The 14,048-nt window shown below is 41.2% G+C and carries 14 protein-coding genes; 10 read left to right on the forward strand and 4 right to left on the reverse strand.

Features of this window, described 5'->3' with window-relative positions:
• The first annotated feature begins 28 nt into the window (after positions 1-28).
• Positions 29-496, forward strand: coding sequence for a GNAT family N-acetyltransferase (locus GJV22_RS17445; RefSeq protein ID WP_163716850.1), 468 nt, complete (start codon positions 29-31; stop codon positions 494-496).
• Positions 497-658: 162 nt separating this feature from the next.
• Here GJV22_RS17445 and GJV22_RS17450 read toward each other — a convergent pair whose 3' ends face one another.
• The 4 genes from GJV22_RS17450 to GJV22_RS17465 form a co-directional block, all read right to left on the reverse strand.
• Complete coding sequence (locus tag GJV22_RS17450; RefSeq protein WP_163716853.1) at positions 659-3,265, reverse strand: right-handed parallel beta-helix repeat-containing protein; 2,607 nt, start codon at positions 3,263-3,265, stop codon at positions 659-661.
• 3 nt (positions 3,266-3,268) lie between these two features.
• Positions 3,269-3,778, reverse strand: coding sequence for a T9SS type A sorting domain-containing protein (locus GJV22_RS17455; RefSeq protein ID WP_163716855.1), 510 nt, complete (start codon positions 3,776-3,778; stop codon positions 3,269-3,271).
• 904 nt (positions 3,779-4,682) lie between these two features.
• On the reverse strand, positions 4,683-6,215 hold the full coding sequence (locus GJV22_RS17460; RefSeq protein WP_163716858.1) for a hypothetical protein: 1,533 nt from the start codon (positions 6,213-6,215) through the stop codon (positions 4,683-4,685).
• A gap of 3 nt (positions 6,216-6,218) precedes the next feature.
• Entirely contained in the window at positions 6,219-6,758 is a 540-nt protein-coding gene (locus GJV22_RS17465) for a T9SS type A sorting domain-containing protein (RefSeq protein ID WP_163716861.1), read from the reverse strand.
• A 1,432-nt stretch (positions 6,759-8,190) separates the two neighbouring features.
• On the opposite strand from GJV22_RS17465, the gene GJV22_RS17470 reads away from it, so the two are divergent.
• The 9 genes from GJV22_RS17470 to nuoK all read left to right on the forward strand — a co-directional run bounded on the left by GJV22_RS17470 (position 8,191) and on the right by nuoK (position 13,970).
• Positions 8,191-8,559, forward strand: a complete 369-nt coding sequence (locus tag GJV22_RS17470) for a DUF423 domain-containing protein (protein WP_163716864.1) — start codon at positions 8,191-8,193, stop codon at positions 8,557-8,559.
• A 478-nt stretch (positions 8,560-9,037) separates the two neighbouring features.
• Positions 9,038-9,388 carry an NADH-quinone oxidoreductase subunit A gene (locus tag GJV22_RS17475; RefSeq protein WP_163716866.1) on the forward strand — a complete coding sequence of 117 codons (351 nt, stop codon included), beginning with the start codon at positions 9,038-9,040 and terminating at the stop codon, positions 9,386-9,388.
• Positions 9,389-9,399: 11 nt separating this feature from the next.
• Positions 9,400-9,939, forward strand: a complete 540-nt coding sequence (locus tag GJV22_RS17480; protein ID WP_238480353.1) for an NADH-quinone oxidoreductase subunit B — start codon at positions 9,400-9,402, stop codon at positions 9,937-9,939.
• Between the two features lie 9 nt (positions 9,940-9,948).
• Positions 9,949-10,404, forward strand: a complete 456-nt coding sequence (locus GJV22_RS17485; protein ID WP_163716870.1) for an NADH-quinone oxidoreductase subunit C — start codon at positions 9,949-9,951, stop codon at positions 10,402-10,404.
• A gap of 9 nt (positions 10,405-10,413) precedes the next feature.
• Entirely contained in the window at positions 10,414-11,541 is a 1,128-nt protein-coding gene (locus tag GJV22_RS17490) for an NADH-quinone oxidoreductase subunit D (RefSeq protein WP_205461928.1), read from the forward strand.
• 12 nt (positions 11,542-11,553) lie between these two features.
• The gene (gene nuoH / locus GJV22_RS17495; protein WP_163716874.1) at positions 11,554-12,642 is read left to right on the forward strand and encodes an NADH-quinone oxidoreductase subunit NuoH; all 1,089 of its coding nucleotides are present in this window, start codon (positions 11,554-11,556) and stop codon (positions 12,640-12,642) included.
• Between the two features lie 11 nt (positions 12,643-12,653).
• A complete protein-coding gene (locus GJV22_RS17500) occupies positions 12,654-13,136 on the forward strand; it encodes a 4Fe-4S binding protein (protein ID WP_205461929.1) in 483 nt (160 codons plus the stop codon).
• A complete protein-coding gene (locus GJV22_RS17505; RefSeq protein WP_163716877.1) occupies positions 13,133-13,648 on the forward strand; it encodes an NADH-quinone oxidoreductase subunit J family protein in 516 nt (171 codons plus the stop codon). The genes GJV22_RS17500 and GJV22_RS17505 overlap by 4 nt, the downstream gene beginning before the upstream one ends.
• 4 nt (positions 13,649-13,652) lie before the next feature.
• Positions 13,653-13,970 (forward strand): NADH-quinone oxidoreductase subunit NuoK, encoded by a 318-nt coding sequence (gene nuoK / locus GJV22_RS17510; protein WP_163716880.1) that lies wholly within the window; start codon positions 13,653-13,655, stop codon positions 13,968-13,970.
• Positions 13,971-14,048 lie beyond the last annotated feature (78 nt).

A 14,048-nucleotide genomic window follows, 5' to 3' on the forward strand; every position in this document is an offset into this window, starting at 1 on the left:
ATTTTTTGGTTATTTTCATCGCAAAAAAATGCAATTGACTTTTGTTGAAATCGATCTGAACAATGAAGAGCATGTTGATGCTTTGATCAGTTTATTGGATTGCTATATGCTAGATCCGATGGGTAACAACGCACCAATGCCAGCCGGGTTGGGGCCCAAAATTATTTCGGGATTACGCGATTACCCATCTTATTTGGGCTTTTTGACAAAGGCCGATGAACGGTATGCCGCGCTGGCAAACTGCAATCGAAATTTCTCAACCTTTAAGGCAAAGCCTTTGATCAATATTCATGATTTTATTGTTCATCCGGATTTTCGGGGAAAAGGAGTTGGTCAATTTTTATTGGATGAGATAGCGGCCTACGGTGAGAAAAACGGTTTCTGCCGGGTAAATCTCGAAGTGCGGCATGATAATGTAAATGCTCAAAAACTATACAGGAAAAGCAGTTTTGGCGAGTGCAATCCTCCAATGTATTTTTGGGAGCGGTCGTGGTAAGTGTTATTCGCCACATAGCGCTGTTTTTCAAACTCACCTATTTTTTAATAATTTACTCACAGTTCGGTATTTATATAAAAAAATCACTCCCTCATTGGGAGTGATTTTTAATTCTGTTTATCGCCCTTTTAATCTGCTATTGAATCACCGGGTATTGTTGAATTAGTTTGAATTCTCTACTGAAATCAGTTTCCCTAATTTCATAAAAATACCACCGTTCACAATGAAGTTTTGGCTATCGTATGCATAGATCCCTACAGCTTGATCGTCCACAGCGCTTGTATTGTTGCCTATGATATAGAAGTTCGATATGTTCGCTACAGCCTCGTTCTTTAGGGATATTCCGTATGAGTAACTGCCGGAAACCTGTGTTTCAGTAATGGTTACGTTTGAAAGCATAACGGGTAATTGTGTGTCTGTCCCGTTCCCTGTTACATTTATTCCGCTCGCGGTGGCTTTATTAACTCGGACGTTCGTAGCAGAAACTGATGAGTTTGAGATGTCGATTCCGGCACCTGACGCTGATTTTATCTCAATATTATTTAGCGACAAAGTCCCGAATAAACTTGAAGAAGCGTTTAGATCCGCGATGATGATGGCATCAGATCTTGAGTTTGCTACGGTAATATTGTTTAGGTTTCCGGTGCAGCCATTTGCGATTTTAATTCCTACACCATCTGACTCGTCAACTATTAGCTGGTCGATGTTTAAGTTTTCAATGTTTCCACTAAGGTTTATTGTTCCATAAGTACTGGCACTTTTACTTTGAGTAATATGGATCTTATTGAAGGAAATATTGCTTGTTAACTGAGAACTGATGTCGCCATTTTTTACGATTGCCTGAGCGTAACCGATAAAGTCCAAGGCTTCCAGTCTGATATTGGAGCTGCCGGAGTTAATTTGAACGCCTTTGCCAGCAGAGGTAGACTTGAACGTCAGGTCGCTGAAGGAAACATCAGTGGCATTGATAATGAATGCAGTATTGCCGTTTGTAGAGATGGTTTTTCTAGCGCCTAAAGATTTGAGAGTTAGTTTGTATTCGATTGTTACGGTTTCGTTGAGGTTGAAATCACTGTCAATGACAAGATCTGTTAGCTTGTTTGTTATTGCTGCTTTTAATTCACTTTCATTGCTTATGTAATTGTCTGTTGTATCTGTAATGGTAACCGTTGTTAGTGATTTCCACTCTGTTCCATCGTATCCGATAAAGTCATTTTTTAAGGTGTCGTAACGTATAACACCCGCCTCGGCCTCGAAATCACTACTGCCAGTGATTTGTATATCCTGAACCTTTGTGATCCCTTCGGTATAGGTAATTGATTTTTCGTTGCTGTCATAAACCCACCGATTTTCCGTTGTATCGATGGCTGTTGCAGTTGTTAGTGATTTCCATTCAGAACCGTCATATCCTATGAAATCATTTTTCAGCGTATCGTAGCGAATAACACCGGCTTCTGCCCCAAGATCGCTACTTCCTGAAATCTTTAAATCCAGAACTTCGGTCATTCCTTCGGTGAAGGATACTGATTTGTTACTTGTGTCATAGGTCCAGGGAGTATTAACTTCCGTTGTTGGTGCAGTTGTCAATGATTTCCATTCAGAACCGTCATATCCTATGAAATCATTTTTCAGCGTATCGTAGCGAATAACGCCGGCCTCTGCCCCAAGATCGCTACCTCCTGAAATCTTTAGATTCAGAACTTCGGTCATTCCTTCGGTGAAGGATACTGATTTGTTATTTGTGTCATAGGTCCACGGAGTATTGACTTCCGTTGTTGGTGCAGTTGTTAATGATTTCCATTCAGAACCATTGTATCCGACAAAATCTTTTGTGTCGCTGCTGTATCGCATCATTCCTTCTTCAGGTGTCACATCGCTGCTCCCGAATATTTTAAGGTCTTTCAGTTCTGTCAAGCCTGCAGTATAGGAAATCGATTTGTTCTCTGCATTGACCGTCCATAAGGTGTCTGCAATTGTTATTTCTGAGCTTGGAGCTTCTGTTAGAGATTTCCATTCTGCGCCGTTATAGCCTATGAAATCGTTGTTTGCTGTGTCGTACCTGATAATACCGGCTTCGGGAGTGAGGTTGCTGCTGCCGGCAATTTTCAAGTCCTGTACTTCAGTCATGCCGTCGGTAAAGGATAGCAGTTTACTATCAAGGTTAAATACCCATGGCGTATTTGTCGATCCGCTTGATGCAGATGTCGCTGTCAGTGATTTCCACTCATTTCCATCGTATCCGATAAAGTCGTTGTTTTGGGTGTCGAAGCGGATTAACCCTGCTTCGGGAGCAAGATCACTGCTTCCAGCGATTTTCAAGTCCTGCACTTCAGTCATCCCGTCCGTATAAGTTAAAGTCTTATAGCTGCTGTCGTAATTCCAGGGATTGTCTGCAGAATGAACGGCGTATAAAGCGATCGGAACAGCTGTAATATCTGATATTCCCAGTAACTCACCGTTCATAGTGATCCGGATTTTGTAGCTGCCGGCTCCCCAGTCAATAGCCGAAAAATCACTACTGGGAGATGAGCCTTCTCCGATTTTGAAGTTCACAATGCCATTGTCGCCGGTGTCGATCCCGTTGTGTTGCTCCGAGTATTTGGTTTGTCCATTTAGAATTATGTCAATACTAAAGTCTACCGTTTTATTAGACATGACCTTGCCTCTTGAGTCTCTCACGACGGCTTGGTAGTTAAATGAGTTGGGCGTTTGGGCAAAGCTTCCAATCTGGAATATTAGAAGTACCAGTATAATTAGAATCCTGTTCATCTCTTAAGATTTAATAATTTTAAATGTTCGCAATTTCTGATTTTCCTGATTAAAGAATTTAATGAAGTAAATTCCTTTTGGATAAGAGGATAGATCAAGTTGTTGGGTCCCTTGATCGAAAGTTTGAGCAAAATTCAAGACAACCTTGCCGGCGATGTCGAATATGGAGATGTCCATAGCTAAACTTTGGTCAAACGAGTAGTCAATGCTTAGTTTTGATTTGAACGGGTTAGGATAGACATTTAATTCATCGTCCATGAAGTCCTCCTCTTCAATGCTGCTCACGATATCTTGACCATCAGTGGTTATATCACTACCATCAACAATACCTTGATCAGTCGAAGTCGATTCCGCCGTGGCTTGGTGGAAGCCTTGTGTAAGCATCACTGTCTCTGTTTGAAATGCTTCCGTAATAGTTTCACCAACTGTAAAATCAATCGTATAGCTAGTAGATTTCAAAGTGCCGCCAGCATTACCGGTGACCAGCAAATCAGCTTTACGATTTTGTGCCATTGTACGTATGCTCAGTATGGAGCATAATAGTACACTAAACAAAATAATTTTGTTCATTTCTCTCTTTCATTTTTTTCCACATTCCTAGCCTATGTCAAACGTAATAGCGCACACGTTTGACCTAATAATCCCTTACTAGTCGCCACTACTGCCACTCTAAAAGCAGTAGTGTAATTAATGCGTTAATCAATGAAAAGATGAGTATTTCTATTTGAGAATCTTCAGGCCATTGGAGAAATGGCAAAGGGTGATAATTTTGAAAATTCTTTCATTCCACTCGAAACGCTCTCTTTCCTGAAACTCCGCTAAATAATCTTACGCAAATGATTACTTAACATGAATTAATGCCGAAAGTGCAAAAAAGGTTCCGCATTGCAAATGACTTTTTTAAAATAAATACGCAATCTTAATTTAATCCAAATAGTGAAAGCACAGTTACTTAGTCGAATCAGGGGCGTAATTAGCCCATAGGTAAACATATAAATTAATAAGAATAAAAATGGATGGGTGAGAAGAGCTACAGATTGCAGGGGGCGTTATAAATAATTGGTTGGATTATTCCCAAGATATTAAATCTAGATGAACAAAAATAAGAATACGATATATAATATGTAGTGATCTAGTGTTTGTTATCAGTTTTGTCGATTTTTTTTTAATGAACCTTGTCTTAGTTCAGAATATCTCAAGACGCAAATTTGGCTATTGCAGAGATTCAGTTTTATCACAGCGAATATTGACTTCCAGATTTACTTGATTTTAGTTCGGCGTAATAATGTCAGTGGTCGAACAAAGAAAATAGAAGAGGCTTCAGTATTGGTTTCTGCAGCCCCTTCCATCATTCGGTTGTAGAAGACGGTCTATGAAAGTGAAAACATTGTGTTGCGTAGGTCAGTTATTTGGCTCACTACTCTACTAAAATCAATTTCCCCAATTTCATGAATATTCCGCCGTTAACGGTGAATTTTTGACTATTAAGGGCATAGATTCCAACGGCACTATAGTCGGTACTTGTTGTACTAGTGCCCGAGATACAAAAATCAGAAATGCTGGCAACTGCGTTATCCTTCAATAGGACACCGTAAGAACTGGTTCCGGACACTTTTGTGGCAGAGATATTTACATTTGAGATTTGCACTGGAGTTGCCGTAGTATTGCCCACGATCTTTATACCACAACCAGTTGCTTGATTTACTGAAATGTTAGAGGCTGAAATAGATGAATTCGACGTAGTAAATCCAATTCCGGAGGTGTTGCTAATTGATATATTGTTTAATTGTATCCTGTTTGAGCTTTTGTCGGAGCTGCTTGTGTCAACTAAAGTCAAGCCATCGCCTTTTGTGTTCGATATCTGGACATTACTTATTGTGCCATTGCATGCTTTTAGGACAGTTAATCCTTTTCCCACATCTTTAATGACTACGTTTTCGATTGAAAGGTATTCAATATTTTGAAGGAGACACAGTGCCGAAATGTTTTCATCTCCTATGCAGTTCAACACATTTACGTTTTTGATGATTATTCTGGACGTGGAAGAAGAACTATAATTTTTGAAAATTCCCCTCTCAAATCCAGACATTGTTACATTCTCAATCGCTATATCAGAGAAGCCTGAGGTAATAGTACATCCTGTACCTCCTCCTGATGAATTTAAATTAATGTTTTGAATTGAGATGTTTGATGAACTTATCGTTATACCACTAGTTCCCTTTGTGCTAATTGTTTTTCTTCCTCCGGAAGATGTTAGCGTGAGACTGGATGTAATGGTAATCGGTTTTGATATTGTGAAATCATCAACGATGATCAGATGGGAACTCCCGGCTTCAAGAGCTGCGTTTAATTCAGTTTCATTGCTAATGTATTCGTTTCTTGCGTTTTCAGTTAATGATTGCCATTTTGAACCATTATATCCAAGGAAGTCTTTATTGGTTTTGTCCCAGCGTATCATTCCCGCTTCTGCTGCCAAATTACTACTGCCAGAAATTTTTAGGTCTAAAACTTCGGTCATCCCTCCTGTATATGAAAGGGACTTGTCGCTGGAGTTATAGGTCCAGGGGTTGTCCGCTGATTCTACTGCATATAATGCGATGGGGACGGGGCTTATATCGGTTTCCCCGATTAGTTCATCATTCATTCTCACGCGAAGGGTATATCTGCCGGCTCCCCAGTCGATAGCAGAGAAGTCGCTGCTGGGATATGTTCCCGCCCCAATCTTAAAGTTTATTAGTCCGTTCAGCCCGGTATTAATCCCATTGTGTTGCTCCCAGTATACCGTTGTGTTGTTGAGTCTGATTGCAACTTTAAAATCCACTGTTTGGTTTGCCAGTATGTTGCCTTGTGAATCCCTTACGACGGCCTGGTAATTAAATTCATCTGGTGTTTGAGAGAAAGCTATCAATTGCGTTAATAAAATCGTTAATGTTAAAGCTAATGTTTTCATTTTTTATGATTTTATTATTTTAAATGTTTTAGATTTCAGATTTTCTTGATTCAAGAATTTGATAAAGTAGACTCCTTTCGAATAATTTGAAAAGTCTAGTTGTTGAACTCCTTTCGTGTAGTCCTGGTCAAAGTTCAAAAGTAGCTTCCCTGTGCCGTCGTACACAGAAACAGCCAATTCTTGATTCTCAATGAAAGAGTAAGTAATGTTCAACGTTGTTTGGCAGGGATTAGGGTAAGCGCTTAGTTCTCCTTCTGAAAATTCCACGACTTCCACTTCGTTTAAAGTTTGTTTGTTTTTAGGAGTGGATAAGTACGCTGCTTGATGAAATCCCTGAGTTAGCATGATTGAGTCTGTTTTTACGACATTCGTAATTGCTTCGCCGATTGCAAAATCGACGATGTAGTTTTGAGTTGTCATTGTTTTTCCCGCACTTCCCTGTAAGTCTCGTTCTAGCGCTTTAATTTTAAGGGAGCTGAGAGTTTGGGCAAAACTGGGTGATTGTATTGCCAATAACAAAAGTAAAATTAGTGTCTTGTTCATCTTTTGTGATTAAGTAATTCTAGCTGTCTTCAATTCTTAGTAAAAGAGTAAATGTTAAGTTGCTTGTGTCTTTGGGGCGGACGACGTTGATTTTTTCATCTATCATTCCAATGATATCACCATGGAGACATTCATTCACAACTAAATTTTTAAAAAGCTGATGTAACATTTTAGCGTCGGAGGGAATGTTCGGAGATACGCACAGTGTTATGTCCAAAATAAATTCCACTCAAACACTACAAGACCAATCTCTGGTCAGTCAACTACATCCATTTCCTGCCGTAAACCCTCTATTTCTGACAGACCTGTTTGTGTGATAAGTCTGCTAGTATTAACCTACAATAAAATCTATCAATTGAGATCGGCTTATTGTAATTAAGGCTTCCGGTTAGCCGGAAATGTTCGTAACTAGGTTTCAGGTATCTGAATAAATATATAGTGGAGGGTGGATCAATCGGAAATACGCACATTTTTTTATCCAAAATAGATTCCACTCAAACACTACGGGCCAATCTATGGCCGGTCAAACGCTTTTATTTCCGGTGGTGCAGAGCTACTTGTTTAATATACCTGTTGAGCTTCACCTACAATAAAATCAATCGATGGAGATTGTTTTAATGTAACAAGGTTTCCAAGTGACCGGAAATGTTCGTCATTAATTTTCAAATACCTAACGAAATATTTAGTGTAAGGGGAACATTCAGAAATGCGCACAGCTTTATATTCAATAAAAATTCCACTCAAAACACTACAGACCAATTTTAGGTCGATCAAACGAATCCATTTCCTCCAGTGAAGCCGCTAAGTTTTAGCTGATCTATTTTGTAAATAAATCAGAGATAACTTACTGATCGTAAAACCAATCAAGTAGATTGTCCTATCGCATACAAGCTTTCTGGTGACCGGAAATTTCAGTTTCTAGTCCTTTTCTCTAAATTTTAGTGCTTTTAATTGAATATAACACGAGGGTTAAGGGAAGTCGTATTTTCCACTTTCTTTTCCACGTTTCTTAATTGCAACAGATCATATGGGATGATCCTCAAAACATCCAGTACATATAAAGACTTAGATGTCCGTTTATGTATGAGTTGGGTGCAAGATGTTCAAAATGTTCGAATGGACAATGGATTTTTTAAGAAAAATGCTCAATCTTTAATTAATGTAAATAAGGTTTGTGAAAGATGTTAAAACGCTTTTTGTGGATGCCTATTTGAGCTGATTCTTTTGAAAAAGTATTATTTGCTAATGGTTTGACCTTTGTAAGTGATCGCGAAAATTCTATCGTGGTATTTCTTCCTTGGGGAATTTTTTATTTTTTTGCGTTTTCTCGTTTCACCTGTGGAGTAGTAAAGTGGATTTATTTTCGATAAATTGTGAGGCTAACAATTTTAGGTGTTGTGTGTTTCAAGAAATGATTTAAATAACTAGAGTCATGACAAAAACTATAATAATTACTGCTGCAGGCTGTTTGGCGATAGCCGTTGCGATTGGTGCATTTGGGGCACATGGGTTAAAGTCGAAACTTTCGCCCGAAATGATGACTGTATATAAAACAGGAGTGGAATACCACTTTTACCATGCTTTAGGTTTGTTGCTGGTTGGAGTGTTGGCTCTTCAAATGCCTTCATCATTGCTCAATTTATCCGCTTTGTTTCTTTTCTTAGGAATCGTGGTTTTTTCGGGGAGCCTTTATGCGTTAGCTGTAACCGGTATTAAATGGCTTGGTGCGATAACTCCGATTGGCGGTTTGAGTTTTATCGCAGGATGGGTGCTTCTTGTTGTTGCAGTTTTAAAGAACTAGGTGTCACTTCCAATTGAATTCCAGGGACAGGGCAATTTTCGTCCAACGCTATAAAAAGGGCGATTTCTGGGCTAAGACAGATAGGATTTGGAATTTGAGATAATCGTTTTGCCATCTTTTGTTAAGAAATCATGCCCTTTTTATTTAGATCCAATATAAATCATAGGTTCTATAATATTAAATACATATCCGTCTTTATATTTTTTATTACACTGTTATTTAGGCCGTATTGAAAATATATAGTGAGATTAAGTCAATTATATATCCAGATATATTGATTTGTTGTTTTCAAAAAAAAACGTCTGTTAATTTTTCGGAATAATTAAAAATTTACTTTTGCTAGCTCATTTTTCATCCGAATATTAAAAATATTCAATGCCGGATGAAACCCTCATGCTTTGTGTATGTGATGCTCTTCAGTCTTCGAAGAGTAAGTACACTGTGTGTCCGTTTCACTGACATTACTTAAGCTTGTGTTATGAGTAGTGAAATGTTAATTTTATTCTTCGTTGTAGCCATAATTTTAGTTGGAGGAGCAATTGTCTTTTCCTCTCTGGCTGCCCCCAGCTCGCTTAATCCTGCGAAGTCCGAACCCTACGAATGTGGTATTCCAACCGAAGGTCCTGCCTGGATTCAATTTAACGTTGGTTATTACCTGTTCGCAATTATTTACCTCATTTTCGATGTTGAAACCGTCTTTCTGTTCCCTTGGGCAACAGTGATGCGCAATATCGGCATGAGAGCCTTTGTCGAAATAATCATCTTCTTTTTTATTCTGGGAATCGGACTGTTGTACGCATGGAAAAAGCAAGCACTGAAATGGGTATAAAAATTAAATCAATGAATTACGAGGATTTCGAAGACAATGACTCTTTGGAAATCTTCAAGAAATCAGGTGGTAGCATTTTGCTGACCAGTATTGATAATCTGCTGAACTGGGGACGTTCGAACTCGGTTTGGCCACTGACTTTTGCCACCAGTTGTTGTGGTATTGAAATGATGGCAGCGGGAGCATCGCGGCACGACTTTGCCCGTTTCGGGATTGAAGTTTACCGTGCCACACCGCGTCAGGCTGATGTGATTGTGGTTGCCGGAACGATTGTTCACAAAATGGCACCAGTCCTGAAACGCCTATACGATCAGATGGCCGATCCGAAATATGTTATTGCCATGGGAGCTTGTGCCGTCTCCGGCGGTCCCTTTTACTATAATTCGTACTCTGTTGTTCGTGGTGTCGACCACGTGATTCCGGTTGATGTATATGTTCCGGGTTGCCCACCGCGCCCCGAAGCTTTGCTCTATGGTGTCATGCAGTTGCAACGAAAAATTAAGACCGAATCGATCCGGGAACCCCGGAAAGCTAACGATAACCTGCTTTAATCGAAAGTTATGCAAAAACTGGAATTACTAGCCGAATTACAAAAGCATTTTCCCGAAGCAGAATTTCCCGAAAATACGCAACTCACCGAAATGGTGATTTCCAAAGATAAAATCCACGAAGTTGCGGCTGTTTTGAAAGCTGACGAGACATTGGCTTTCGATTATTTAATCAGTCAGACGGCGGTGGATTGGAAAGAAAAAATGACCCTCGTATACCACCTCGAATCCGTAAAGCATCGTCATACGCTGGTATTGAAAGCGGACGTTGCAGATCGTGAAAATCCGCAGGTTGAAACGGTTTCTGATATTTGGCCAACTGCCATTCCGCACGAGTGCGAAGTTTTCGATTTGTTTGGAATTCGATTCAACAACCATCCGGCGTTGCGCCGCTTGTTTTTGGAAGACGATTACGGCTATCCTCTGCGGAAGGATTTCCGCGACGAAGTCAATTTCATTGAACGTTAATCTCTTGTTATGAGCGAAGAAATCATTAAAGATGTCATCATCGGCGAAAGCGACGACTACATCATTAATATGGGGCCTCAGCACCCGTCAACGCACGGGGTTTTGAGACTTGAAGTTTGCCTGCAAGGGGAAACTGTAAAATACTTGATTCCGCATGTGGGCTATATCCACCGCGGGATTGAGAAAATGTGCGAGGCCAGTAGCTATCCGCAGATCATTCACCTGACCGACCGGATGGATTACCTCTCGGCACACATGAACAACGAAGCTGTTTGCTTGTGCGTAGAGAACGCGATGCAGGTTGAAGTGCCTGAGCGTGTAAAATACATTCGTACGATTTTGGATGAACTGAACCGTATTGCGTCGCACCAGTTGTGGTGGTGTGCTTTCGGGATGGACCTCGGAGCGCTGACTACCTTCTTTTACGGCCTTCGCGACCGGGAATTGATCCTCGATATTTTTGAGGAATCCTTCGGTTCACGCTTGTTGCACAGCTTTAATACACCGGGAGGTTTGATGCACGATATTCATCCGAATTTTCAGAAACGGGTAAAAGATTTCATCACATACTTCCGCAAAAAGCTACCTGAATACGATCAGTTGCTAACCGGAAATGTCATCTTTCAACAACGCGCCAAAGGGGTGGGGTTAATGAGCAAAGAGAAAGCGATTGCTTACGGAGTAACCGGTCCGTCAGGACGCGGCTCGGGCTTTTCGTGCGATTTGCGTAAACACGCGCCGTACAGCGCCTACGATAAAGTACAATTCAACGAAATTCTATATAACGAAGGCGATACGTTTGCTCGCTACAAAGTCCGTATGGATGAAATGTGGGAGTCGATGAATATCATTGAGCAATTGATTGACAACATTCCCGATGATGGGTTCACAGCCAAAATGAAGCCGATCATCAAGTTGCCGGCCGGCGAATATTTTCAGCGGGTTGAAACGGCTCGTGGTGAGTTTGCGGTGTACATTGTTAGCGATGGCAACAAAACGCCGTACCGCATCAAATTCCGTTCGCCCAACTTTAGCAACCTGTTTGTGATGAATGAACTGGCCAGCGGCGGTAAAATTGCCGACCTGATCGCCATCAGTGGTTCGCTGGACTTGGTAATTCCTGACATTGACCGATAATATCTGTGTGCTATGCAGTCAACGATTTATAACTTTCACGATTTAACAGGATCAATCGATTCAACCTTGCACAGCTGGTTCGGTAATACCGGAACAGTGATTGCCGAAATGGTTTTAGTAGGAATCGCTTTCCTGACATTTTATGCTTTACTGGGCTTGTTCCTGGTGTACCTCGAACGCAAAGTTTGTGCAGTCATTCAAAACCGCTACGGTCCGAACCGTGTTGGCCCGATGGGCTTGCTGCAAACAGTAGCCGACCTCATCAAGTTGTTGATGAAGGAGTTGATTTCGATTAAACGCTCGGATAAGTTTTTGTTCAACCTCGCGCCGTTTATTGTTATCATCGCTTCCTTTATGGCGATTGCGGCAACACCTTTTGCCAAAGGTTTACAAGCCGTCGATCTGAATATTGGGGTGTTTTATGTGATGGCTGTTTCGTCGCTTGGCGTCGTGGGGATCCTCATTGCAGGTTGGTCGAGTAACAGTAAGTATTCACTGATCGGTGCCATGCGCAGTGGGGCGCAGATTGTGAGTTACGAACTCTCGGTAGGCTTGTCGTTGTTGGCAATTGTAACCTTTGCCGGAACCATGCAACTCTCCGGAATTGTGGAAAGTCAAGCTGATGGATGGTGGATTTTCAAAGGACACATACCGGCTATTGTGGCATTTATTATTTATTTAATTGCCAGTACTGCTGAAATCAATCGTGGCCCATTCGACTTAGCTGAAGCTGAATCGGAATTGACAGCCGGATTCCACACGGAATATTCCGGTATCAAGTTCGCCTTTTTCTTCTTAGCCGAATACATCAACATGTTTATTGTAGCTGCTATCGGTGCGACAGTATTTCTGGGGGGCTGGATGCCTTTCCATATTGGATCGTGGGATGCTTTCAATCATGTTATGGATTTCATTCCGTCGATGGTTTGGTTTTTCCTGAAAGCTTTTTTCATCATATACATCATCATGTGGTTCAAATGGACTTTCCCGCGTTTGCGGATTGACCAGTTGCTAACGCTGGAATGGAAGTATCTGATGCCGCTGAGCCTCATCAATATCATCATCATTGCTTTTATCGTCCTCATGGGATGGCACTTTTAAACGAGTAGAAGATGAATAGTGTAATCAAATATTTCAAAGATATTTTTTACGGTGTTTCCACCTTGTGGGCAGGAATGCGCGTCACCGGAAAGTATTTTGTGAGCCCGGGCCAGATTGTGACCCAGAAGTATCCGGAGAACCGGGCGACCCTGAAAATGGCTGACCGTTTCAAGGGTGAGATCATCATGCCGCACGACGATAATAACCAACACCGTTGTACTGGATGTGGCATTTGCGAGATGAACTGTCCGAACGGCTCCATCGAAGTACTGACGAACAGGGTTCCGAATGAAGACGGTAAAGTGGTACGTGTGATTGATAAGCACGTGTATCATTTGTCAATGTGTACATTTTGCGGCCTGTGTGTGAAAACCTGTCCGTCGGATGCACTGGCGTTCGGCCAAAAGTTTGAGCATGCGGTGTTCGATCGTCATAAACTGACTAAGATTTTGAACCGCGAAGGTTCGTCACTTAAAAAGGAGGTTAAATCATGAATGTAGCGATGTTTTACCTGCTTTCAGCGATAATCCTGATATTCTCGGTATTGTCGGTAACCACCCGGAAGATCTTGCGCGCAGCCGTTTATTTGCTGTTTGTGCTGATTGGTACTTCCGGAATCTATTTCCAACTGAATTACGAGTTTTTGGCCGCTGTGCAGCTGACGTTATATGCGGGTGGTATTGTGGTGTTGATCATTTTCAGCATTTTGCTGACACACCATATCAGTCACAAATTTGAACGGCCGGCACTTTTTAATTTGCTGGGCGGTATTGCTGTGGCAGCGATCGGTGCTGGTGCTGTCTTGTACACTGTTTTCGATCATCAGTTTGTCGCATCCACGGCTCCAGCTCTCGATGTGAACATGACGGCGATTGGCGAGCAGCTATTGGGAATGGATAAAAATGGCTATGTACTGCCGTTTGAGCTGATCAGTATTTTGTTGCTGGCCGCTTTGATCTCGGCAGTTGTAGTAGCGAAAAAAGGAAAAGAAACCGAAGAACTTTAAAATCATGATAGAGGGAATTCCAATTTACCATTTTCTCATTGTCAGCACCATCATGTTTTTTGTTGGTGTGTGCGGATTCATCATCCGGAGAAACCTGATCACCATGCTTATGGCAGTCGAACTGATCCTGAATTCGGTGAATATCAACTTTGTGGTTTTCAACCGCTATTTATATCCCGATCAATTGCAGGGGCATTTTTTCACCCTGTTTATTGTTGGAGTCGCAGCTACGGAAGCAGCAGTGGCCATTGCACTCATCATTAACATTTATCGACGCTTTAAAAGTATTGAAGTGCAGAATGTTAGCGAGATGAAATTTTAGAGATTGATTATTGATTAATGAATTTGAGTCGTGAAACAGGAGTCTTAAGTAGTGAGACTCGATACTCAAGGCTCATAT

The organism is Mangrovibacterium lignilyticum (assembly GCF_010882175.1).
Taxonomy (GTDB): Bacteria; Bacteroidota; Bacteroidia; order Bacteroidales; family Prolixibacteraceae; genus Mangrovibacterium; species Mangrovibacterium lignilyticum.